The sequence below is a fragment of the Pedobacter steynii genome, from assembly GCF_900103665.1.
Taxonomy (GTDB): Bacteria; Bacteroidota; Bacteroidia; order Sphingobacteriales; family Sphingobacteriaceae; genus Pedobacter; species Pedobacter steynii.
The window spans coordinates 695,273-718,998 of sequence record NZ_FNGY01000002.1; the positions used below are offsets into that span (position 1 = coordinate 695,273).

General features: G+C 40.1%; 21 protein-coding genes. 13 read left to right on the forward strand and 8 right to left on the reverse strand.

Features of this window, described 5'->3' with window-relative positions; genetic code table 11:
• Positions 1–345 precede the first annotated feature (345 nt).
• The gene (locus BLQ87_RS33445; RefSeq protein ID WP_143010366.1) at positions 346–750 is read left to right on the forward strand and encodes a hypothetical protein; all 405 of its coding nucleotides are present in this window, start codon (positions 346–348) and stop codon (positions 748–750) included.
• Here the strand turns inward: BLQ87_RS33445 and BLQ87_RS07155 are convergent, their stop codons facing one another.
• Positions 751–1,647 (reverse strand): magnesium transporter CorA family protein, encoded by an 897-nt coding sequence (locus BLQ87_RS07155; RefSeq protein WP_074605436.1) that lies wholly within the window; start codon positions 1,645–1,647, stop codon positions 751–753.
• Positions 1,648–1,820: 173 nt separating this feature from the next.
• Positions 1,821–2,174 carry a winged helix-turn-helix transcriptional regulator gene (locus tag BLQ87_RS07160; RefSeq protein WP_074605437.1) on the reverse strand — a complete coding sequence of 118 codons (354 nt, stop codon included), beginning with the start codon at positions 2,172–2,174 and terminating at the stop codon, positions 1,821–1,823.
• A gap of 94 nt (positions 2,175–2,268) precedes the next feature.
• On the opposite strand from BLQ87_RS07160, the gene BLQ87_RS07165 reads away from it, so the two are divergent.
• On the forward strand, positions 2,269–2,892 hold the full coding sequence (locus BLQ87_RS07165; protein WP_216857779.1) for an SDR family oxidoreductase: 624 nt from the start codon (positions 2,269–2,271) through the stop codon (positions 2,890–2,892).
• Between the two features lie 199 nt (positions 2,893–3,091).
• On the opposite strand, the gene BLQ87_RS07170 is transcribed toward BLQ87_RS07165, so the two are convergent.
• The gene (locus tag BLQ87_RS07170; RefSeq protein ID WP_172664826.1) at positions 3,092–4,441 is read right to left on the reverse strand and encodes an ATP-binding protein; all 1,350 of its coding nucleotides are present in this window, start codon (positions 4,439–4,441) and stop codon (positions 3,092–3,094) included.
• A 435-nt stretch (positions 4,442–4,876) separates the two neighbouring features.
• Here BLQ87_RS07170 and BLQ87_RS07175 point away from each other — a divergent pair, with 435 nt between their 5' ends.
• The 4 genes from BLQ87_RS07175 to BLQ87_RS07190 all read left to right on the forward strand — a co-directional run bounded on the left by BLQ87_RS07175 (position 4,877) and on the right by BLQ87_RS07190 (position 10,094).
• Entirely contained in the window at positions 4,877–6,439 is a 1,563-nt protein-coding gene (locus BLQ87_RS07175) for a discoidin domain-containing protein (RefSeq protein ID WP_083361735.1), read from the forward strand.
• Positions 6,440–6,467: 28 nt separating this feature from the next.
• Positions 6,468–7,835, forward strand: a complete 1,368-nt coding sequence (locus tag BLQ87_RS07180; RefSeq protein ID WP_074605440.1) for a 3-keto-disaccharide hydrolase — start codon at positions 6,468–6,470, stop codon at positions 7,833–7,835.
• A 44-nt stretch (positions 7,836–7,879) separates the two neighbouring features.
• The gene (locus BLQ87_RS07185) at positions 7,880–9,310 is read left to right on the forward strand and encodes a Gfo/Idh/MocA family protein (RefSeq protein ID WP_074605441.1); all 1,431 of its coding nucleotides are present in this window, start codon (positions 7,880–7,882) and stop codon (positions 9,308–9,310) included.
• A 241-nt stretch (positions 9,311–9,551) separates the two neighbouring features.
• A complete protein-coding gene (locus BLQ87_RS07190; protein WP_074605442.1) occupies positions 9,552–10,094 on the forward strand; it encodes a DUF2867 domain-containing protein in 543 nt (180 codons plus the stop codon).
• A 26-nt stretch (positions 10,095–10,120) separates the two neighbouring features.
• On the opposite strand, the gene BLQ87_RS07195 is transcribed toward BLQ87_RS07190, so the two are convergent.
• From BLQ87_RS07195 to BLQ87_RS07205, 3 genes are all read right to left on the reverse strand, one after another.
• Positions 10,121–11,245 (reverse strand): type 1 glutamine amidotransferase domain-containing protein, encoded by a 1,125-nt coding sequence (locus BLQ87_RS07195; protein WP_172664825.1) that lies wholly within the window; start codon positions 11,243–11,245, stop codon positions 10,121–10,123.
• A gap of 76 nt (positions 11,246–11,321) precedes the next feature.
• The gene (locus tag BLQ87_RS07200; protein WP_074605444.1) at positions 11,322–11,717 is read right to left on the reverse strand and encodes a hypothetical protein; all 396 of its coding nucleotides are present in this window, start codon (positions 11,715–11,717) and stop codon (positions 11,322–11,324) included.
• A 543-nt stretch (positions 11,718–12,260) separates the two neighbouring features.
• Entirely contained in the window at positions 12,261–12,677 is a 417-nt protein-coding gene (locus BLQ87_RS07205; protein WP_074605445.1) for a winged helix-turn-helix transcriptional regulator, read from the reverse strand.
• Between the two features lie 160 nt (positions 12,678–12,837).
• Between BLQ87_RS07205 and BLQ87_RS07210 the strand changes: the two genes are divergently transcribed.
• Together BLQ87_RS07210 and BLQ87_RS07215 are read left to right on the forward strand one after the other, a co-directional pair.
• Positions 12,838–13,605: an SDR family oxidoreductase gene (locus BLQ87_RS07210; protein ID WP_074605446.1), complete on the forward strand. Its 768-nt coding sequence runs from the start codon at positions 12,838–12,840 to the stop codon at positions 13,603–13,605.
• A gap of 28 nt (positions 13,606–13,633) precedes the next feature.
• Entirely contained in the window at positions 13,634–14,635 is a 1,002-nt protein-coding gene (locus BLQ87_RS07215; RefSeq protein WP_074605447.1) for an NADP-dependent oxidoreductase, read from the forward strand.
• A 157-nt stretch (positions 14,636–14,792) separates the two neighbouring features.
• Here the strand turns inward: BLQ87_RS07215 and BLQ87_RS07220 are convergent, their stop codons facing one another.
• Positions 14,793–15,179 carry a winged helix-turn-helix transcriptional regulator gene (locus BLQ87_RS07220; protein ID WP_074605448.1) on the reverse strand — a complete coding sequence of 129 codons (387 nt, stop codon included), beginning with the start codon at positions 15,177–15,179 and terminating at the stop codon, positions 14,793–14,795.
• A 184-nt stretch (positions 15,180–15,363) separates the two neighbouring features.
• Between BLQ87_RS07220 and BLQ87_RS07225 the strand changes: the two genes are divergently transcribed.
• On the forward strand, positions 15,364–15,969 hold the full coding sequence (locus BLQ87_RS07225) for an FMN-dependent NADH-azoreductase (RefSeq protein WP_245723808.1): 606 nt from the start codon (positions 15,364–15,366) through the stop codon (positions 15,967–15,969).
• A 63-nt stretch (positions 15,970–16,032) separates the two neighbouring features.
• On the opposite strand, the gene BLQ87_RS34245 is transcribed toward BLQ87_RS07225, so the two are convergent.
• Positions 16,033–16,275 (reverse strand): putative phage abortive infection protein, encoded by a 243-nt coding sequence (locus BLQ87_RS34245; protein WP_394331825.1) that lies wholly within the window; start codon positions 16,273–16,275, stop codon positions 16,033–16,035.
• Positions 16,276–16,361: 86 nt separating this feature from the next.
• On the opposite strand from BLQ87_RS34245, the gene BLQ87_RS07235 reads away from it, so the two are divergent.
• From BLQ87_RS07235 to BLQ87_RS07250, 4 genes are all read left to right on the forward strand, one after another.
• Positions 16,362–16,961: an RNA polymerase sigma factor gene (locus tag BLQ87_RS07235; protein WP_074605450.1), complete on the forward strand. Its 600-nt coding sequence runs from the start codon at positions 16,362–16,364 to the stop codon at positions 16,959–16,961.
• Between the two features lie 97 nt (positions 16,962–17,058).
• Positions 17,059–18,246 carry a FecR family protein gene (locus BLQ87_RS07240; protein ID WP_083361736.1) on the forward strand — a complete coding sequence of 396 codons (1,188 nt, stop codon included), beginning with the start codon at positions 17,059–17,061 and terminating at the stop codon, positions 18,244–18,246.
• 275 nt (positions 18,247–18,521) lie between these two features.
• A complete protein-coding gene (locus BLQ87_RS07245; RefSeq protein ID WP_074605451.1) occupies positions 18,522–22,112 on the forward strand; it encodes a SusC/RagA family TonB-linked outer membrane protein in 3,591 nt (1,196 codons plus the stop codon).
• An 18-nt stretch (positions 22,113–22,130) separates the two neighbouring features.
• Positions 22,131–23,624 carry a RagB/SusD family nutrient uptake outer membrane protein gene (locus BLQ87_RS07250; RefSeq protein ID WP_074605452.1) on the forward strand — a complete coding sequence of 498 codons (1,494 nt, stop codon included), beginning with the start codon at positions 22,131–22,133 and terminating at the stop codon, positions 23,622–23,624.
• Positions 23,625–23,726 lie beyond the last annotated feature (102 nt).

Genomic DNA, 23,726 nt, shown 5'->3' on the forward strand with positions numbered 1-23,726 from the left:
TAAGTATGTTTATGCAGGACAATTGCTATGGCTAGATTTTTATCACTTTTTAGACGGATTACATTGGGTACGATATTCATGTTTTGCCTATATTTCAGTTCCTGTAAAAGTATACACACAATAACTGAAGTTCCTGATGATACCTATTGGGTTGATGCAAAACAGTATTCGATGCTAAGCAATTCATCTGATCAGATAACTGCGGAAAAAGTAAAAATTGAGGTCGAACAGGATGATACCATAATAAAGTTTTTACCCTTGACATCTGAATTGCCCGCCTTAGAGAAGCCTGTGTCAGGTATTAGAAGTCTAAAAATGCACCGATACACCTTTGATGTCGATATAATGACGATACCTTTCAAAGTAAGGCCGTCGGTTTCTGGGTTTCCTGAACAGTTAAATCCTAACTTCAGCGCTGCACTTTACCTTGGAAGAAGAAGAGACAATTATACTTTTGTTAAGGAAGGGGCGAAGAAAGCAAAAACAAAAATAACGGGGGTAGGTTATGGCTATGGCGGGTTTATTGGCGTTGGTGCCGTAACCATGAACCCCTTTGTGACCCGAGGTAAGATCGACTATGAATATGACGGCTTTGTTTTTAGCGGTGGTATTGCCGGCATTCTGGACATTAAAAAGTTTAACCTCGGGCTGGCGATTGGAGCCGATGTACTCCTGGACAAGAACCGCAGTTTCTGGATATACCAGGGCAAGCCCTGGCTGGGTGTTATATTCGGTATCAATTTGAATTAGTTAAAGCCAATTCTTTCTTTTGAACCAAAGATAAATAAACAAAGTTACCACTGCCATTAACAGCATTACACCCGGATAGCCAAGCTTCCATTTTAGCTCCGGCATAAACTCGAAGTTCATACCATAGATACCTACAATAAAGGTAAGGGGCATAAAAAAAACTGAAAAGATGGTAAGGATGCGCATGGTATCATTTGTCCTTTGCGAAGAAGCGGAAAAATAAATATTGAGCAGCTGGTGAATATTTTCCGCCAGTGAATCCAGCATATTCTGAAGTTTTACGTAATGGTCCCGGGTATCTCTTGTATTGACATTGCCTGGGTCAGCGTCCAGAGCATCGATAATTTCGAAGGATAGAATAAGCATTCTGCGAATCAGGTCAATCTTGCGCTTGAGGTAATACAATCCTTTAAGCAAAGGAACTTTTTTAGGCCGTAGGAAAACAACTTCTTCAAAATAATCTACCGCCTTGGACAATTTAGCAAGTGGCGCTTCATAGGTGTTCAGGCAATCGTTAATAAGGATATTTAAGAGCTCCTGGCTATCGTTACATTTGTCTGCTTGTACCATACTAATCAGATGATCCAGGAATCGCTGCTTTTTGCGGTGGATGGTAATGATAAATTGATCGGAATAAAAGATAGCAATCTTGTGGGTCATCTGCTGCACCTTATCTGCTTCGGGCATATCATCTTCGGTATGGATACGGAAAATGATAAAAGAATAGGTTGGCATCCTCTCATATTTTGGTAAATGGTCAGGCTGCAGACAATCATTAACAAGTGCCGGATGCAAATCATATTTTTTAATTATCTGTTTAAGCTCCTGTTCTGAAGGTTCGTAAATATCTATCCATTCGAAGCCGGTTTGTGTTTTTCCTGTTATGTGTTGTAGCATACATTAATTTCTTAAAAGGTGTAATAAGGTAAAGATTTCAAGCGTATTTCTTCTGTTCATGAATGAAGTTTTAATTACAAAGGGCGATTCTCAAGCGTTTAATTTTGAGAAAACGCTTATCTAAATCATCTGTTTAAATTGGTGTATGTCGAATATGTGCATGTTGACTATAATCATTTATTTTTGATCTTCTTTCTATGCTTCAAACCAAATTCAATCAAAGCATTAATGACAGGCAGGGTTTCGATGGCATGGCCGGTAAGGGCATAATTTACCGTGATAGGTTTTGTATTGTTCACTGTCCGTGTAATCAGCAGATTTTCCTCTAATTGCTTTAACTCCTTCGACAACACTTTGGGTGTTATTCCCTTTGTCTTCTCCTGCAGGTCTTTGAACCGCATCGAGCCATCAAGATATAAACTTCGCAGAATAACAATTTTCCATTTGCCACTTAGTAAATCAATTGCATCCTTTAAGGCCAATTGCCTGTCAACAGTAGGTGCTGATTCACATTTAAATTTCTCCATAAAAACAGTCACTATCCTAGAGGTAAGGGATAGCAAAAGTATCGTATTCGTACAATAGTTTTGTTCTGTTAAGAGAAATGAAATCATCAACAGTATGAAAACTAGTAGAGAAAGCAGTTTGCTTGGTAAAAAAGTGATCTTGTTAGGTGGGACATCGGGTTTTGGCTTAGAGACAGCAATGGCCGCGGCCGATGAAGGCGCATCGGTAATTGTGGTTTCGAGCAACCAGCAGAAGGTGGATAGCGCATTGACTGTTCTACCGGAAGGCAGCAAGGGCTTCATTGCTGATCTCGGGAATGAAAAACAGGTAGAACAGCTTTTCAAAAAGATAGGCGAATTTGACCACCTGGTTTTTACTGCAGGTGATGAATTGAAATTTAGTGATTTGCCTAAATTGGACATTGAGGATGCAAAACTAGCTATCAACCTGCGCTTTTGGGGTGCAATTATGGCGGTGAAACATGGAGCGCCACAGATTAGAGCGGGTGGTTCTGTTACACTGACGACCGGTGCACTGGGCAGAAGGCCGAGAAAGGGAACATTCGTGATCGCAGGAATGGCGAGCGCTATTGATGGACTTACCCGTGCACTTGCTATTGAACTTGCCCCAATAAGAGTTAATGCGGTCTGCGCAGGAACGGTGAGAACCAGCCTTTTGAAAAGTATGCCAGAATTGGAGCGGGAGTTTTTTTTAGCAACGTTGGAAACAAATTATTAACTGGCAGGGTGGGCAATACGAAAGAACTTGCCGAAGCTTACCTCTATCTTATGCGCGGTAGCTTCACCACAGGACAAATAATTGTGGTTGATGGTGGCAGTTTACTTGTATAGTAATTAGTTTAAAATAAGATATTTAAAACGTCGGTACGGCATCCTGCCACCCCGACAAAACAATAGAAGCCTTTAGATCGTAAAATTTAGAGGCTTTTTTGTAACCAATCAATATATTCTTCTATTCTTCCTGCCAGGTAAAAGGGTAAATTTAGTAAGGTATATTCTTTTCCATTTGACGTGCTTATCTTATCTATTTTTAATTGACCACCATAAATTCTTATGGCGAATGCATGCGTAGTAGCATCCATAAAAGCATGTAAAGACTTTAATGTCCCTGTCGCGCCAGATTTAACTTCAATAGGTATAATAATGCTATTATAAGACATCACAAAATCAACTTCAGCAGTAGAATTTGGCTTTTCTCTTACCCAAAAATGTAATTCATTTAATATATTATATTTTGTAGCTAATAATTCCTGTCCCACAATGTGCTCTGCAATCTTGCCTTTATAAACTGTGTCTATATCTTTTGTAAGGATCAGTTCTTTTTGTAATCCAGCAAAGAAGTTTAACATACCGGTGTCGAGTACATGAAGGCGTGGGGATTTTTTCTTGTCTGGCAAGAGAGGAACAGCGGTGCTGGTGGTTGGGTAGACGAGTTGAATCAACATTACTTTTTGTAGTGTTTGCATAGCTTCGCTAACTTCTCTTGATCCATAGTTTGAGTTGCCAAAGCCTTGAAATTTGATGCGGTTACCAGCTTCAAGGAAACTGGTGCTGATAATGTGTCTTATGATTTGAACCAGATTGTTATTCCGGCCATATTTCTCAACATCTTCTATGTATGAATATATCAATGACTGGTATACTTCTCCCAAGGTAAGGAGGTTTTTATTGGCGACATAATGTCTAATCACCTCAGGCATACCACCAATAAGCGTATAGGTATGAAATAAATTAAGTAATTTGGAGTGCGTAAAATCTTTTATGGGTATTTCTTTTAAAGCCTTTGCAGCCTGGTCTTCATTTAATGCAAGTAAAAATTCATGAAATGAAACGGTTCTCAGAATTTTGTATTCTACACGGCCAACAGGGATTTTCGTTTGGCCATTGATTGCTGTTTCTAAAAGAGAACCTGCTGCTATAACATTTAAGGATGGTATTTTTTCATAGAAATAACGAAGCATATTTAAAGCTCCTGGTACTTCTTGTATTTCATCTATAAACAGTAATGTGTTTTTTAAATTGGCTATGTCCTTATTAAAAAGGAAAAATATTTGCTGAGTCAGTTGTTCTACTCTGCCATAGTCAGTGAAATCAAGCGAATTATCTGTTAGTTCTAAATTTAAGTAAATATATTGTTCATAATGTTCCGAAAACATATTGACAACAGTAGTTTTACCTACCTGTCTGGCCCCCCTTAGTAACAGTGGTTTGCGTCCAGGGTTGTTTTTCCATTTAATCAGCTCGTCAATTATGTCTCTTTTAAACATGATCTAATATGTTTTGTAATATTTATAGGGTAAAATTAATTAAAATTTGTAACATTTATAGGGTTGTTTTTGCGTGATTTTGTAATGTTTATAGGGTGTTTTTGAAAAATCTGTCTCAAATAATGTCCCCATTAGACTTTCATGCAATGGCTTACCTACTATAGAAAATATTGTTTAATTATTCAAATCAATAAAAAATGAAACCATCATGAGTTTACACTCGAAAAACGGAATGAATAAAAACTCATGATGGCTTCATAACAATTAAAAAACGGTGTATAAAAGATTCCTACTGGGCCAAAAATGGCTTAAAGTGTAAAATATTCTCCCATATTAAATAGGATTGTCACCATAATATGTCGATTGAATCTTTCAAATTTACACTGTTGTGCCCTAAAGGCCAATACCTAAACCTAACCAAATGATCTAACCAAAATGAAAAAAACATCGCTATTGTTATGCTTGCCACTTTTTTTTGCAGCTTGTAAGAAGAATAACTCCCAGACAGAGGCCATTGATACGAACTCTAAAACCGTAGCCCTGGATACTGGCTTTACAAGTAACCACCTCTATAATTTAAATGTCGTTTATTTCGTGCCGACGGATAACCCGGCTAAACCAGAATATGAACGTCGTTTAAGCGACATCATGCTGTCAGCACAGACGTATTATGGCAATCAGATGAAGGCCAACGGCTATGGATTTAAGACCTTTGGTCTATTGACCAACCCGGGTAAAACCAGGATTAAAATTGTAACCATATCTGCAAAATATACTTACGACAAGTATACTACAGATCATTTAAGCGACATCCTGGCTGAAGTGGAAGCCTATTTTACAGCCCACCCTGGCGAAAAAACAGGTGAACACAATCTGATCATCAGTCCCTCTATACCAAGTGGCGTCGGTAATCCGTATGTAGGTTACGGAAGAAACTGTTTTTGGCCCGATAGGGGAGAAGAAGTGACCAGTACCACCGGACTTGGAGGATTAATGCATGAGTTAGGGCATGGCTTAAATTTACCTCACAACAGACAGCGGGAGTCAAGGATAAATGACCCTAACTACGGAACTTCCCTGATGGGGAGTGGCAATGGAACCTATGGAAGAACTCCTACCTTTCTTACTGAAGCCGATTGTGCGATCTTAAATACCAATCAGATTTTTCAAACTACCACATCCATCACTTATTATGGAGCGGTAACAGCGAAGATCAAAAGAATGTATGCTTCTTATTCAGCTGCTAAAGGAGCCATTATTGCTTCGGGCAGATTTACCAGTAGCGTTCCGGTTACCGATATTGCCTATTACCTGGATCCCAATCAGAATAATGAAGGAGTGGGAGTGAATAAAGACTATAATGCAGTAACCTGGAGCACAAAAGTAATAGGAACGGATAGTTTTTATGTGGAATTACCGATGACTGAAATGAACAATACCTATAAAGCCAACAATCCGGCAGAATTAAAAGTAAAACTGGTTCACGAAAACGGGAAGGTTACCAATACGACTTTTAATTTTAACTTTTTGAATAATATCCCGGTGATCAATATTGCCCCATCCGGATTTGATAAAAGTGAATGGACGGTGATTGATTTTAGTTCGCAGGAAACTGTAACAGAGAGCAAACCCGCCAGTTCCATGATAGATGACGATGTCAATACCTTTTGGTTTGCTAAGTACTCCTCCCCGGCAGGAGTTTTGCCCCATTATGTTACGATTGACCTGTCGCGTAGCACTACTGCCGACGGTTTTACCATCCTGCTGCGATCGGGCGCATACCGTGCTGTGAAAGACGTGGAGATCCTGACCAGTTCAGACCATCAGACCTGGACCTCTGCTGGTAATTATGTCGTACCAAAGGTCGACATTGAATCTAAAATTCCTTTCGGCTCTTCTAAAACGTTCCGGTATTTCAAAATTATGGTGAAGTCTAATTATGATACCGTTGAACCAAATAAATCATGTATTGCAGAACTAGGACTGTATAAAAACTAGTTGAACAAATAAACAATTAAACACACAAATGAAACAAATCTTAACTATCTTCTTTTTACTTATTGTATTCAACGCTGGTGCACAGTCAAACAACTGGCAGTCATTGTTTGATGGCAAAACACTTAACGGCTGGAAACAGATGACCGGCTCAGCCAGCTATACCGTGAAAAACGGCATGATCGTCGGCACCACAACTGCAAAGTCACCTAACTCGTTCCTTGCATGTGAACAGCGCTTTACCGGCGATTTTGTATTGGAGCTGGAAGCCATGATGACCGATACGAGCACCAATTCAGGTGTACAGTTCAAAAGTAACTTTGATGCCGCGGCGAATAATGGGAAGGGATTGATATATGGCTATCAGTACGAATTCGATCCTTCTGCCCGTAAATGGAGCGGTGGTATCTATGAGGAAGGCAGAAGAAGCTGGCTTTACCCGGTGTCGAACAATCCAAAGGGGCAGTTATTTTTAGCACCAAATGTTTTTCACAAGGTCCGCATAGAATGTATCGGTAATACCGTAAAAACCTGGCTGGATGATCAACCTGTTTCTTACCTGGTGGATTCACTAACTGCCAATCAGGGTATAATTGCCCTGCAGGTACATGGTATCGGCCGGCCGGAACATGCCGGGATCAATATTTTCTGGAAGAATATCCGTATCCAGACCAAAAACATAAAGCCGCTTGCTTTTCCAAAAGGTATTTATGTAACTAACCTCGTTGCAAATAGCCTTTCGGGCTATGAAAAGGAGAGTGGTTGGAAATTATTGTTTGATGGCAAGCGTACCAATGGCTGGGTTGGTGCCTATAAACAGACTTTTCCTGATCAGGGCTGGGCAGTAAAAAATGGCCTCTTGAGCGTATTGCCATCAAATGGCGACGAATCGGCAAATGGGGGAGACATTGTAACCAAACAACAGTATGCCGCATTCGACCTTTCATTCGATTTTAAATTAAGCAAAGGCGCAAACAGCGGTTTTAAGTATTTTGTAACCTTAAAAGAAAACAACAGTGGCTCTGCCATAGGGCTTGAATATCAGTTGCTTGATGATAATTTACATCCTGACGCTAAACTGGGCAGGGATGGTAACCGTACGCTTGGCTCTTTATACGATCTGATCAAAGCGAAAAAGGCAGAACGCTACTTCAATCAGCCAGGAAACTGGAATACCGGGCGTGTAGTTGTTTATCCCGATAACCATGTTGAGCATTACCTGAACGGTGTGAAAGTATTGGCGTACGACCGCGGATCGCAGGCTTTCCGTGATCTGGTTGAGCTGAGCAAATACAAGGTATGGCCAGGTTTTGGCGAAGCACAAAAAGGACATATCTTAATACAGGACCATGGCAACGGAGTAAGCTTCAGGAGCATTAAAATCAGGGAGCTTAGATAACAATAACCGATACTTTAATTGATCAACAATAACCATCCTTTTATATGACCGATAATAACAACTCCAGAAGAAGGTTTTTAACACAGGCTTTACTGGCTTCCGCTGCTGCTGCGGCAATGCCAGGTTTTTTATTTGCAAATGGGCAGAAACCTTCCCGTTTTGGTGCTGCCGAAAAAGTAAACCTTGCCTGTATTGGCATCGGCAACCGCGGGGCCGACATTATACGTGAGCTCCACAACACCGGACTGGCAAATATTGTAGCCCTGTGTGATGTGGACATGGAAGCGCCGCATACCCTGGCCATTCTGAAAATGTTCCCTAATGTGCCGCGTTTTAAAGATTTCAGGCAGATGTTCGATAAAATGGGCAGCCAGATTGAAGCGGTTTCTATTGGTACGCCCGATTTCTCGCATTTTCCGATTACGATGATGGCGATAGGCCTTGGCAAACATGTGTACGTCGAAAAACCGATGGCCCGCACATTCAATGAAGTGGAACTGATGATGAAAGCGGCAAAGAAAAATCCGAAAGTGGTCACCCAGATGGGTAATCAGGGGCATTCGGAAGCCAACTATTTCCAGTATCAATCATGGGTAGAAGCAGGCATCATTAAAGATGTTACCGCCATTACCGCACACATGAATATGCCGAGGCGCTGGCATGGCTGGGATACGAAGATCACTTCGTTCCCACCAGCAGAAACGCTGCCAGATACCCTTGACTGGAATGTTTGGCAAATGCAGAGCCAGGGACACCAGTTTAATAAAGATTTTGTGAACGGGCAGTGGCGCTGCTGGTTCGATTTTGGCATGGGCGCTTTAGGCGATTGGGGCGCACATATCCTCGATACTTCGCACCAGTTTCTTGATCTTGGCCTTCCTTATGAGGTGGACCCGATAAAGTTGGATGGACACAATAACTTTTTCTACCCGATGTCCTCCACACTTTCGTTCAAGTTTCCCAAACGTGGCAACATGCCGCCCGTTGAAGTGAAGTGGTACGATGGAATTGACAATCTTCCGCCAATACCGGCCGGGTACGGTATACAAGGGCTTGATCCCAACATTCCACCACCAAGTAATGGCGCTATCACTGCCGCTAAACTAAATCCAGGTAAAATTATTTACAGCAAAGAGCTCACATTTAAGGGTGGTTCGCATGGCAGTACATTGTCCATTATTCCTGAAGAAAAAGCAAAAGAAATGGCTTCCGGCTTGCCGGTTGTCCCTCAAAGTCCGTCCAATCACTTTGCCAATTTCCTGAAAGCATGTAAGGGAGAAGAGCAGACACGTTCGTCTTTTGATATTGCAGGGCCGTTAAGCCAGGTATTCTGCCTTGGCGTACTGGCACAGTGGACAGGAGAAAAAATAGTTTTCGACAGAAAAAAGAAGAAAATTACCAGTAGTAGAAATGCAAACGAACTGCTGATCGGGCCTCCACCGCGTAAAGGATGGGAACAGTATTATAAAGTATAAAAGATAGATATTATCGGCATTTGTTTGTTGAGCTTTCAATTTCAGCACTAAAAAAGAAGGCGATAACGGCTATGCCGATTTTAACTGGTTTCACTTTAAAGGAGAAAATCATCTGCTTAATTAACTATTAAATGAAAAAACACCCCGAAACGGAATTTGATGTATATCAAATGAATTCATATCTATTAATTGGAGATTTGACCTAAATTATTTAACCAGGTTATTTAAATAGGTCTATGCAATGATCGTAAAGGCAAGAAAAGATGCTCCCGAAAATTCACAAATACGCAGTCAGATATTTGACTATTGGGACTGCTTTCAGGGAGTTTTGATAGAGAAAGGAAACCGGGCGACACCGTCTCAAATCTGTATAGCCTTTTTAACTTCTGTTAGAGAATTGACGCAAAAATTACTTCTTGTAAAGCATAAAGTATTTTCCTTTGCAGGTGGCAAAGCGGCCGAGGCCAATACGATGCCGGATTTGAATACTTTTAATTATCAGACAGGGGAGCAATTAGGATTATTGAAAGTATTTTATCGGAATGAGGATGAAATACTCTTAGGTGCTAACACCAAAAGGATTAATTTAAGGATTTCACTGTTTCTGGAAGAGGTACAGACTGAGCCGCAACGAAGCCTTTCGTTTACTACAACTGTTGTATATAATGATTTTTTTGGAAGGATCATCTTTTTTCTTATTAAGCCTTTGCATAAAATTTTGGCCAGGTATTTATTAAAATCAATGATCGAAAAAATACAACATTTGGGGATACCTAATAACTAACGATAGATAAAACCTGAATTTTAATTTTATTGCCCTGGTTTTGCAATGGAAATGGATAACTTCTTTAACGAATTACTTGCTTTTTCGGAGCCAGGATTTTTCTTAAGTACCTCATTGAGTGTAGCTATCGCTTTAGTTTTATTGCCTGATTTTAAATAGTATTCAGATAACGGAATATAGAGGTCTTCATTAAAGTAATAGGGAATGACTAGCTCGATGATCGCAGTTCCCTTCTTAATTTTTTCAATATCATCTTTCGCAAACATAGCCTGGTAATAACCATACACGGCTATTAACTCTAAGTCATAATTAAGGCTGTTGTTTTTTAATTCTGCTTGTGCCAATGTCATATCGCCAAGTACCGCCTTTTTGACCAGCTCCATGCTTAATTCATCCTTGTATTTTGTTCTGTTAACAGGTGTCTTTCCTAAAGATTTTATGATTTCCTCTGCAACCAAAGTCGTGGAATAGGGATTTTGTCCTGTGATATAATTACCGTCCTTAAGCATGTTCGGCAACATGGCACCGTCTTTTTTATATTTTGCTCCTCTAAGAATTAACCGGTCTTCTAATAAAAAAGGGAATTCAGACCCTGTCTTACCAAACATTGCTTCTTCTTCGTTGGAATAACCTGTGATCAGCTTATTTTCAATTAAATATTTATTGTCTTTTTTGATGTTAGCCAATGCAATTGTTCCATGACAGATGGTAGAAATAATAGATTGCCTGCTGTCCATATCCAGAATAAAATCTTGTAGCGAAGGATCTACAACCAAATCAAACATCGGGCCTTTTCCACCGACCACATATAAAGCATCATAGTCTTTCGCATGAAGAATTGAAGTAGGCTTAGTTTGATTGAGCAACTTCATAGCAGAACTGTCCTGCAATACGATTTTATGATATGGTTTGTCTTTGTTGAATTGCCCAGGTTCTACTTTCCCCCCCTTAGGACTAGCCACTTCAACGACTAGTCCATTAGCTTTGAAAATTTGATATGCCTGAGAAAACTCATCCATATCAAATCCGGGTCTTGTTTTGCCCATATCCTTTCCATAGCTACTCACGATCATTACTATTTTATTGGTTTTTGTTTGTGCTAAGCTCATTGCAGGAACACAGATGATTAGAATAAATAGTAATTTTTTCATTTTTATAATTGGTTTAAATGATTTCATGTAGTTTTTTGCCTTTCAAATCGGAACTTTAGTTTACAGCCGGCAAAATTTAAAAAACGATAACCGGCGCAGCTTGAGAAAAACCACCGGAGGGACCGGCAACAGCCTCCATGGCTGTCCCTACCTGAGTGCCACCTCTTTTTATAACAAGTTTAACTTTCTGCCCTGCCACACCGCCACCGCCAGATATGGCAATAATAGCTGCCGTTACGCTTTTGGCGTATACTATTTCTTTAGTCCAGGGGAGTGCAGTTATCTCATCATTAACCGTGCCGCCTGCTGCGGTAGTGTAAGACGCGATAAGCGATCCGGTAAAATTTCCCGTTACCTCGTACTGGACTGTCCGGGATGAACCGGCCGAGTCATCAGGTTTTTTGTCGGAATCTTTTTTACAGGAAACCAAGATTGTGGAGGCTGCAAGCAGCGCAAGGATTAACTTTTTCATAATAAGATTTTAAATTTTTATACTTTGATGTGATCTGCGTACAAAAATAAAAATGAGAAAGTCCAAACTTCTTGACTTCGGTTAAGAAATGAAATAACTTATTATATTTCAGATATTTTTTGCTCCTAAAGGCCTACAACTACAGCCTCGCTAATGTCGGCATCAAACGTATCAAAAAATGTGAGGAGCTTATCAATATTTACAGAAATACTAAGTCCGCCTTCAATTTTAGACATTTCAGTTGCACTCAATTCCTGAACTCCAACGTCATTTTATTTCAGATTTTTCATACTGCTAAATTTTAAATTGTTTTTCCTTACTATTTTAAAAACTATTCAGGAACTGCCTGGGGTTGATTCCACCTGGTATTAATTTAGTTGTTTTGAATTGTATCGAGCCTATTCATGTTATTCAATTTGTGAGTGTAAGAATTTGCAATTGCCTTTTAATTCATGATTTTAAATATTGTGATATTTTAACAACTCATTTTGTTATTATGGGCATTTTATAAAAATTGATATGATTAGCTACAATGCTTTTCAATCAATTCGTATGCTTCTGCAGCTCTATTGTTTTTTCCTTTATAAATGCTCCCTTGTCCTTTTTTACTTCCGCAAGCATTTCTTTCCTTTCTGCAGACAACGTGAAATATTTATCAGCCCATAAATTAATCTCGATCATTATGGGAAGTAAGTCAATCCCTTTTTGAGTAAGCTTGTATAAGACTTTTGCTTTGCTTTCGGGATGGTCTTGCTTAGTAATTACCCCATTCATTTCCAACATTTGTAATCGGGAAGCCAAAATATTAGTAGCTATTTTTTCACCCGATTTCAGGAAGTCACCATAGGTACATTGTTTTGAAAACATTAAATCTCTAACGATAAGTAATGACCACTTGTCTCCCCAAATATCCAGTGAGCAACTAATAGGGCAATCAGACCTCATTTTTATATCCATCATAAAATAATTTATAAAACAACTTGCAAAATGAAAGTTGTTTGTATATTTGCACTTGCAAAACGCAAGCGAATTTACGAAATTAAATTACAGGTACAATGGAAACAGCATTGATTTTTGTTAAAGAACAGGTTCTCATTAATCATTATAGTTCAAACATCTAATGAAATTAAACGGAAAGACGATACTCATCACCGGTGGTGGATCGGGCATTGGACTGGAAGCAGCGAAACAGTTTTTGGAAGTCGGAGCAAAAGTCATCATCACGGGTAGAAGCCAGAGTAAACTGGATGCGGCAAAAAAAGCATATCCGGCGTTCACTGTGATAAAGAGTGATGCGGGAAATGAGGATGATGCTAACGCGCTTTTCGAAAAGGTGAAAGCGCTGGGCGGCATTGATATTTTATACAACAATGCAGGCGTCGGTGTTCCGCCCAAAAATTTGGGCATTGCAAATGATGGCCATCTCAAGGGAGCTGCATATGAGATGGAGGTGAATTACCTGGGGGTAGTCCGTCTAAATAACCTTTTCATGGAGATGCTCAAATCAAGGAAGGAAAGTGCAATCATCAATACTACTTCAATTCTAAGCATTGTACCCTCAATGATTGAGGCCACCTATTCGGCATCCAAAACTGCACTGGCCTTTTACACCAAATCCTTAAGGGAACATTTAAAAATCTTAAATGCCAATGTGAAGGTTTTTGAACTGTTGCCGCCTTTGGTTGATACGGATATGGTGGCAGATAGGGATGATAAGAAGATAAGCCCTGAAAAACTGGTCAAAGCACTAATAAATGGATTGGTTAAAGACCAATACACCATTCGGGTGGGCGATTCTAAAATAATCTATATGCTCAACCGCTTTTTTCCAAAGCTTGCATTTGGATTGATCAATCCGAAGAAAATAAATGCAGACTTAAAATCGTAACTTATACTCTTGCCAAAATAACCACAATATGAAAGCGTTCACCATACAAAAATATGATAAAAAAGAAGTTCTGAAGCTCATTGATCTTCCTGTTCCAATCATAAAAGAAGACGAAGTGCTGGTAGAGATTCATGCTGCAGGTCTAAACCTGCTTGATGCTAAGATAAAGTCTGGTGAATTTAAGTTAATATTACCTTATCAATTGCCACTCATTTTGGGACATGATGTAGCGGGGGTAATTACCCAGGTAGGGGCAAAGGTGAGACAGTTCAAGATCGGGGATGAAATCTATTCCCGCGTTGCCGATTTCAACATTGGTACATTTGCCGAATATATAGCGATTAGAGAAGACGATGTATCACTCAAACCAAACAATATTACCATGGAAGAAGCGGCTTCCATTCCCTTAGTGGCCTTAACCGCATGGCAGGCGCTCGTAGAAAAGGCGAATCTGAAAGAGGACCAGAAAGTATTTATTCAGGCGGGTTCCGGTGGAGTGGGTACAGTTGCCATTCAACTGGCGAAACACCTTGGTGCAACGGTCGCCACAACCGCAAGTGAAAAGAGTTTTGCAATGTTAAAGGCACTTGGAGCAGATGTTGTGATCGATTATAAAAAGGAAGATTTTGAAGCCATCCTGAAAGATTATGATGTAGTTTTGAACAGCCAGGATACCAGGACACTTGAAAAATCACTACGAATTTTAAGACCGGGAGGAAAGGCGATCTCCATTTCGGGGCCACCCACACCAGATTTTGCAAAAGCAATTGGAGCCCCTTGGTTTGTAAAGATGGTCTTATCAATGATCAGCTACGGAATTCGTAAAAAGGCTAAAAAAATAAATGTGGACTATTCATTTCTGTTTATGAGGGCGGATGGTAAACAATTACGGGAAATTTCCAATCTGATTAAACAGAATGTAATCAGGCCTGTTGTGGACAAGGTGTTTTCTTTTGATCAGATTAATGAGGCGCTGGAATATGTAGAGCGTGGACGTGCTAAGGGAAAAGTAGTAGTGAAAATAAAATAAACATTGATTGACTAACTGGCAGGGTCAGCAATACGAAAGAGCTTGCCGAAGCTTACCTCTACCTTATGCGAGGGAGCTTCACCACAGGACAAATCATTGTCGTTGATGGTGGTAGTTTACTTGTATAGTGTTAACCAAATGGAGTCGTTGTGCAACATCATAGGTTGCGCGACTGACTCCGCATGCTTTGCTTAATTTTTTCCCTGTGCTGTTCACCCCAGTAGCTTAATTCACCAATCACATTTTTTAGCGTCCTGCTATACTCGGTTGCTTCGTAAATAATATTTACCGGGGTGGTCGAATATACAGTACGTGTAATGAAGTCATTCAATTCCAGATCTTTTAGTTCTTTAGCCAGTACCTTAGAGGATATGCCAGTGATTTCATGCTGAAGCTCGTTAAAACGCTTAGATGATTGTACCAGGCATAGGATCACAGCCAGTTTCCATTTTCCATTAATAACATATAGTGCGTCAAGTACATTCTTTAGCGAATTTGCGCATTCTTCATTATTGGGAAGAGACTCATTTACAATTATCTTCATAGCCTAAAGGTAATCACTTACCCCAATGTAAGCGCTTTCCTTGAGGTAAGTAATGACTTTTGATCACTTGGTAACCCTATTTTTGGCTTTGATAATTCGAGCGAAAGAATCCTTAATCATTAACAAAAAGGAAATTGGACGTTTCGGGAATTTAAAATTGATAAGATTATAACTAAGTAAATTTATGATGAAACACATCCTTCATTTAAAATCAAGCATTCAGGGAAAAGAGTCATACAGTATTAAGCTGGGGCATGCCATAGTCGAAAAAATTCAGAACAAGTATCCGGGTAGTATATTGGAAGAATTAAACCTGGTCGATCTAGAAATCCCACATCTTAGCCCTGTTGTGCTTCGTACATTCTTTATTCCTGCAGATCAGCTGACCGAAGAAGAAAAAGAATTGATTCGCTTTTCTGATGAGCTGGTTAAACAGTTGTTAGCTGCGGACATCATTGTTATTGGCGCTCCGCTGATCAACTTTACCATCCCTACCTCTCTAAAGGCCTGGATCGATCATATTACCAGAGCTGGTATAACTTTTGGGTATAGTGAAAATGGTCCTGTTGGAAAAGTGACGGGGAAAAAAATCTATGTGGCAATGTCTTCAGGGGGTGTCTATTCAGAAGGTCCAGGTAAAGTCAACGATTTTGTTGCTCCTTATCTGAAGGCTTTTCTTGGCTTTTTAGGGATGACCGATCTGACCGTGTTCCGAGCTGAAGGACTAAAAGTGCCGGAAGTAAAAGAACTCGCGATGGAAAAAGCAATTAATAGCATAGAGATTGATTAGGGAATTATCTTGATACGGTCGAGCGCAGAAGCGTATAATGTCAGACCGATGATAAAGAAGTCGCTAATGATAGCAAAAACGACCAGTGAACCGACACTCGTTCCGATATTGGAAGAGACGGTAATAATTTGGTTCCACCGCTCTGCAACTTTTAATGACTTGTGAACTACTGTTTAAAAAGACGAATATTTGTTCATTTGTAGAAAGTTGGACTCGCAAGTGTTTCACGTAATCATATTCTTCGGTTGGTGACATTTCATGATTATCATTGATAAATGATAATGTTATTAATTTAAGCCCTGACAATACCAGATATATTCAATAATATTGGCCTCAATTTTCCGTAAATTTATAATAGAACAAGCGCTCCTTGATATTGACTAACAAATAAGATGAAAAAAGACGTTGACGATGAACTTTACTGGATTGAAGCGTTACGCGAAGGAGATGATCAGGCGCTTGCTTATTTCTTCAAACTTCACAGTAAAGCACTCGCTTATTTTGCTGGTCGCATGTTGCACGATAAGATAGAGGCTGATGATATTGTTTCCAAATGTTTTTTGAAACTCTGGCAAAAACATGAAAGCTTTAAAACGCCACAAAACATTAAGGCTTTCCTTTACATTAGCTGCCGTAATTCCTGTCTGGATTACCTTGCCAGTCTGAAGGTGCGGACAAATGCTCAGGATAGTTATTTACAACATTTGAATTCTGCTGATGAAACGATCTTGTATGACATCATACAGACCGAAGTGCTGGATATGGTGAATAAAGAGATTGAAGAGCTTCCTGAGAAAATGAAAGTCATTTTTAAACTACTTTATTTCGATGGAAAAACTACCGCAGAAATTGCGCAGGAGTTGAACCTTTCTGTACAGACCGTTCGCAATCAGAAAACAAAAGCCATAGAAATGATTAAAAATTCTTTGGTGAAAAAAGGGGTCTCAGTTACATTACAGTTGGCTTTTCTCTTTTTTATAGAACACTGGTAAAAAAAATACAATCTCTTATGGTTGTTTTGGGTCATCGTCCCGTTTCTATATCATAAACATTAAAGTAATGTTAATCTGATATAAAGAAATCGCTGCTATGATTGACAAGGAACTCCATATTTCAAATCTGATATTCGCAGAACTCAACCAGACCTTAACCGATGCAGAGCGTATAGAGCTTGAGGCCTGGATAAATGCTTCTGCCGATAATTTAGCTTTTTACCGTCAATTTACCGATCAGCAATATTTCCAGCATGAACTAAAAATGTTCCAGGCTGTTGATACTGACCACATTTGGGAGTTGACCAAATCCGGACTTGTTAAAGATGAAACTTCAGAAATAACACTTGTACCTGTAAAACGGATTAAACTATGGCCCCGCTTCGCGATTGCAGCAGCGATTGCCACTATTGTTTTTGGTGCAGGACTGTTTTATTATTACGGAAATGTGAACCGGGGACCAGTCGTTGTGTCTGTCAATAAGAATGACGTAGCGCCAGGTAAATATGGAGCAATACTAACACTTGCTGATGGAAAAGAAATCAACCTGACAAATTCAGATAATGGAGAGTTGGCAAAGGAAGCTGGAATAAGCATTAACAAGACTGCGGATGGTCAGGTTGTTTATCAGGTTGAAGCATCATCACAAGAAAAGGCAAAGCGGTCTTACAATACGTTAACTACCGCTAAAGGAGAAACATATATTTTAACATTACCAGATAAATCTAAGGTCTGGATGAATGCCGCCTCAAGCTTAACTTATTCTACAAGCCTAAATAAAGAGGGAAATCGGGAGGTAAGGCTCAGCGGTGAGGCTTATTTTGAAGTCACGAAAGATAAAAGACATCCTTTTATAGTGAAGACTGATCGTCAGGAAGTAAAAGTACTTGGAACGCATTTCAATATAAACAGTTATAAGGATGAGCCGGAAACCATCACCACCTTACTCGAAGGATCCGTTAGGATTAACGGTTCAAAAATACTCAAACCAGGCGAGCAGGCTAATTTAGATAAAAAGGGAAAATTAGTTGTTTCTCCGGGGAATAGCGATGTGATCGCCTGGAAAGAAGGGCGGTTTAGCTTTAAGGATACTGAACTTGCAGCGGTGTTACGACAATTGTCAAGATGGTACAACGTCGAAGTTAAATATCCGGATGGAATTCCAAATATGAAATTTACGGGCTATATAGACAGGAGTTATACCTTGTCTGAAGCGCTTCGGATTTTGAAGTATTTAAATATAAATTTTAAAATAACAGACAGAACCATAGTTGTAAGCAAATAGCTCACAATTAAAACCAAAACCTAAACCAAAAGAAAATGAAGAAAAAATTACCAGGAGAAAGCTAACCGAATTGGCTGGGTTAAAACAAAGCCGGAAAGTGTTGACGCACGTTCCGGCAGATGATTGAGTCAGCCATTCCTCCGGAAATTCCAGGAGGGAAAAAATAATCGCTAAACTATTCACAATAGCAACTCAACCTACTCAAAAGTATGAAAATAAATGGTTTAAACCTAGGGGTATTGCACACGCACGTACCACAAAAACTATTATTAATAATGAAACTGACCACTTTCATATTAATTATTACGCTGGCGCAAGTGAGTGCCAAAGGATTTGGGCAGGGAATAAGTCTTCACGAAGACAATACCCCGCTTGAAAAAGTATTGGAATCCATTAGAAAACAATCAGGATACGATTTTATTTACAATTCAAATGATATTAAAGGATTGAAAATTAGTGTCAAACTGAACAATTCTTCGGTTTTCGAAGCCATTCAGGAATCCATTAAAAACTTACCCCTTTCCTTCAATATTTATAAAAAGAATATTGTGATTACCAGAAAGACACCGGTTTTAATAGATGGAACTAAAAATGACCCTTCATTAATAGATATAGCGGACCCAATAAAAATCTACGGTAAAGTTTTAGATTCTCTGGGAGCGCCTATGGAAGGTGCTACGGTTATCATATTAAAGAAAGCACAGGAAAGCAAAGTTGGTGGGAGGCAAATGTTGACAACGGTTAAAAATACCGGGGAATTTGAGATCCTTGCAGAAGTAGGAGACCGTATCATTATTTCCTACGTGGGATATCAGCCTCATTCATTTGAGGTTAAGAGTAAAATGGCTTACCAGAATATCGTGCTTCGAAAAGCCCAGACGGAACTAAAAGAAGTGGTCGTCAGTACAGGTTTTCAAACGATTTCAAAAGAACGGGCAACCGGATCTTTTGGGAAAGTGGATTTGGAATTGTTTTCTAAACGTACAGGTTCCACAAACCTGTTAACCCGGCTGGAAGGACAGATCCCTGGTCTGTATATTGCTCCACAATCCCGCGTTGTTAATCAGACCGGAATTGCCGAAGATCCTAAGGCTGTAGTAAGGGGCAGGGGAAGTGTTTTAAATTCTTCGGGACCTTCATCCAACCCTTTATATGTGGTGAATGGTGTGGCTGTGCCAAATTTCAGCTCGGTAAATCTGGATGATATTGAAGATATAACGGTGCTTAAAGATGCGGCTGCGTCTGCAATATGGGGTGCCAGATCTGCGAACGGGGTAATTGTGATAAAAACCAAATCCGGAAGTAACAATTCGAAATTATCGATCAGTTATAATGGTTCCTTAAATTATACAGGCCGCCCGGATGTGTACTATGGAAATATGCTGAGCAGTCAGCAATATATCCAGGTTGCAAAAGAACTTTTTGACAATCCGGTTTACAGAACTGCTTATCCTTATACTGCACAGTCATTCCTGGCTCCACATGAGCGGATCCTATATGATGGATTGCGCGGAAAACTGACCGAGGGACAACGTAATCAAAAACTGGACAGCCTTTCTGCGATAGACAACAGGTCACAAATCAAAGCGATGTATGATCCGGCTTTTACCACCAACCATACAGTTTCTGCATCTGGTGGCAACAACACCTATTCATTTTATGGATCAATGGGCTATTCCGGTATGAAAGGCAATGCTCCTGGAAGTAAGAGCGATACTTATAGTTTAAATTTAACACAAAATCTGAATGCGGGTAATCGTGTCAAAATTTCCCTGAATACTTCATTGGTTAACATGACTGCTTCAAGCCAGGGTCCAATATTACCAGGTAATGGTTTTTATCCATATCAGCAGTTCCGTGATGCCTCAGGGAATCCGTTGAACATGAATTTTATGAGTGGCTATGTAGATTCCGTAAGGTTAGATTATCAATCCAGAAGCCGCATCAATCTGGATTACAATCCAATCAATGAAGCCGGATTAACCACTAATAAAAGTGATAATCTCAGTCTCAATGTGACCTCGAACGTTGCCGTAAAGATCTGGAAAGGTTTACGCATTAATGGAACATACGGTTATCTAAGGTCACCTTCTTCCTCGAGGGGGTATACCGATCATCAGGCAATCGGGCAGCGTAGGCAGTTGGTTGGACTAACCGTAGCACCTACAGTAAATGATCTTCCTGTTTATTATTTACCAACGTCAGGCGGAACATTGGGCGAATCAACTTCCGATAACCGAAGCTGGACTGTCCGCCATCAACTGATGTATGATGACAACTTCAGGAACGGAAAAGATCAACTATTAGTACAGTTTGGAAATGACATTCAGGAAAATACCGCAAGCCAGACGAATACAACGTTATTAGGTTATAATGATGCATTAGGCAGTTTTGCAGAACTAGACTGGGCAAAATTAAGGAGCGGTATTTTTCCTACAGTAACCGGTTTTGGTTCTTACTCGTATATTCCGATTGACCGCAAACCAAGAACAAAGAGCCGGTTCCTGTCTTATTTTGCATTAGCCAGTTATTCCATTGAGCGGAAGTATAGTTTGGATCTGAGCTGGAGGCAGGACTTTAGTAATCAGTTTGCCAGTGATCTGTCCAGCCAGAAGAAACCGGTATGGAGTGTTGGAGCCAGGTGGCAGATCAGTAAGGAAAAATGGTTGAGTAACGTGAAATGGTTGAATAACCTTGGTCTCAGAGCTACTTACGGTATTACAGGAAATACACCTTATGGCCAGGTTTCACAATATGATATTGTGACTACCCTGAATCCAGCGACCAACTTTTTTTACAACCAGATTGCTGGAGAAGCATTGTACCTTACAGGCATAGCTAATAAAGGCCTTGACTGGGAAAGCACGGACAATTATAACCTTGCAATAGATTATGCGATATTTAACAACCGGATAAGTGGTAGCATTGATGCCTATAAAAGGATCACTACGGGTATGATCGGAAATGTAACCCTGAATCCATTGACAGGTTATAATTCAATAGCCGGTAACATTGGAAAGATGTTAAATGAAGGCATAGAAATGAGCATTCGCTCACTGAATATAAAAGGGAAAGATTTTAGCTGGAGTACGACTATTGGTGTCGGGTTTAACCACAATAAACTGATTTCTTATCAGACGCCAAGTAATAACAGTAAGACCGTGGCAGCAAGGTTGCAGTCGGAATATGTGATCGGATATCCTATGAATGCGCTTTGGGCATACCGATTTGCAGGATTGGATAACCTTGGGGATCCGCAGATTCAACTTGCGAATGGCACGGTAACTAAAAAACCAAATGCAGCCACTGTTAATGACCTGGTTTACATGGGGACGACTCAGCCTCCTGTTACCGGAAGTCTGAGTAACACCTTCAGCTATAAAGGATTTAATTTAAGTGCAAACATGATTGTTAGCTTGGGTGGGGTGATGCGCAAATCTGTAAATACCTACTATAGTGGAAAACTGGGTGGGACATCAGGATCATTTTCCGGAGGAAACATTTCTGAGTATTTTCTTGACCGGTGGAAAAAGCCCGGAGATGAAGCATTCACCAATATTCCTTCTTATGAACCAAGTGCTTCGCTCAATACCAGCCGTAGAAGTGTTAATTATTACACATTTGCTGATGTCAATGTGGTGAATGCTTCATACATCAAAATCAGGGATATTTCTTTGTCGTATGCTTTAGATACCAAGTTGCTGCAGTTTCTTAAAATACAAAGAGCCAGTGTATTTGCTTCGGCTTCTAATTTTCTGGTTTGGGCAGCAAATGCTGAGGGTACCGATCCTGAATTGCCAGGTTTATCAAGTGGGACAATGCCGGTTAAGCATACTTATAGTCTAGGCATTAATTTTTCATTTTAATTATTTTAAACAGACATTATGAAAAAGTTGATAATAATTTCCTTCGCAGTGTTCAGCATGCTGACTTCCTGCAAAAAGACCTGGTTGGAGATCGTACCTCAGGGAGACCAGGTTACCGTAATCACGGAGGACTACGACAAACTGATGAATGATGGGGCTTTTTATGCTTATCACAGCATAGGTGGATACACTGAGGCGCAGCTGATGGGAGATGAAGTTGCACAGGTAAAACCATATTTCATCAATAAAAATGCAGTACGGGAACGCTTGTTCCAGTGGGCGGATGATATCTATCCGGAACCAGCGGTGACTTCTCTGGTATTGCGGACCACCATGACCCAGATGTACACGATAAACAAAATCGTGGCTGAGGTAATGACTTCTACAGGCGGAACGGAGGAACGTAAAAAAGGAATCAGGGCAGAGGCACTGGCAACCCGTGCATTCAGCATCTGGAATATGGCCAGTCTTTACTGTAAGCCATATGCTGCGGCAACAGCTGGAAATGATCCTGGCTTTCCCTTTGTTACTGAGCCTAATGTGAATATTCAGGATATTCCAAGAGGTACGCTTCAGCAAACCTATGATTTCATCATCAAAGATTATACAGAAGCATTAGCCAGTATACCAGCAAAACAAAATATTGTGACACGCATGTCCAGGCCTGCAGTAGAAGGGTTGCTGGGAAAAGTTTACCTGTTTATGGGCCGTTATAATGATGCGCTGCCTTTGCTCAAATCCGCACTGGCGCATGTCATTGCAAACGGACAAACTTCACTCTACGATTACAACGAAACTTTTGCAACCGGAGGCGCTTTTTTACCAATCAGTGCCACAAATGGTCCTAAGTCTCCTTATCAGTTAATGGATAATACCAGAGAAGCGGTAGTTTCAAAAGTATTTTATGCGGGGAGATTTAATGGCAATATTACGGGAACAGATGGCCTTGTGCTGACTAAAGCTGCGCAGGCGCTTTATCAGCCGACTGATTATCGTCTGAAATTTTATATCAATAAAAACGACAACAATTCAGTTAATGCCGCTGGCCTGCTCCGTAAATATGGATTGAATTATTCAAGATTTGGCTTGCAACTGTCTGAGTTGTATCTGCTTTGCGCAGAGGCTAAAGCAAGAGCAAATGACCTGACGGGGGCTGTGGCTGATTTGGAAACCTTACGGAAAGCACGCATCAGGCTTAAGAATGACAATGGAGATTCCATCAATGATGCCCTGGTTCCTGCCGGTACGGCTACCAATCAATCAGCCTTGATTAAATTTATCATCGATGAACGTATCCGTGAGTTTGCAGTGGAGGGGTACCGCTGGTTTGATATGCGCAGGTTATCTGTTGATCCACTTTTTGCGGGCGCAACCTTCACCCATACTGTATATGATCAGGATGCTGTTCCAACGGTGTTAGAAACCTATACCTTAAAACAACCTGAAAGATTGGTAATGCGGTTCCCACGCAATATCATAGATGCAAATCCAAAGATGCAGGACAACCCTTAAGCATAAAAAAAAGAATTCGAACCTATCTGTCTCTTTTCTACTGTTTTAGTAGAGAAGGGACGGGTGGGGTAGGACAGCCTATACCTATAAATATTAATTTAT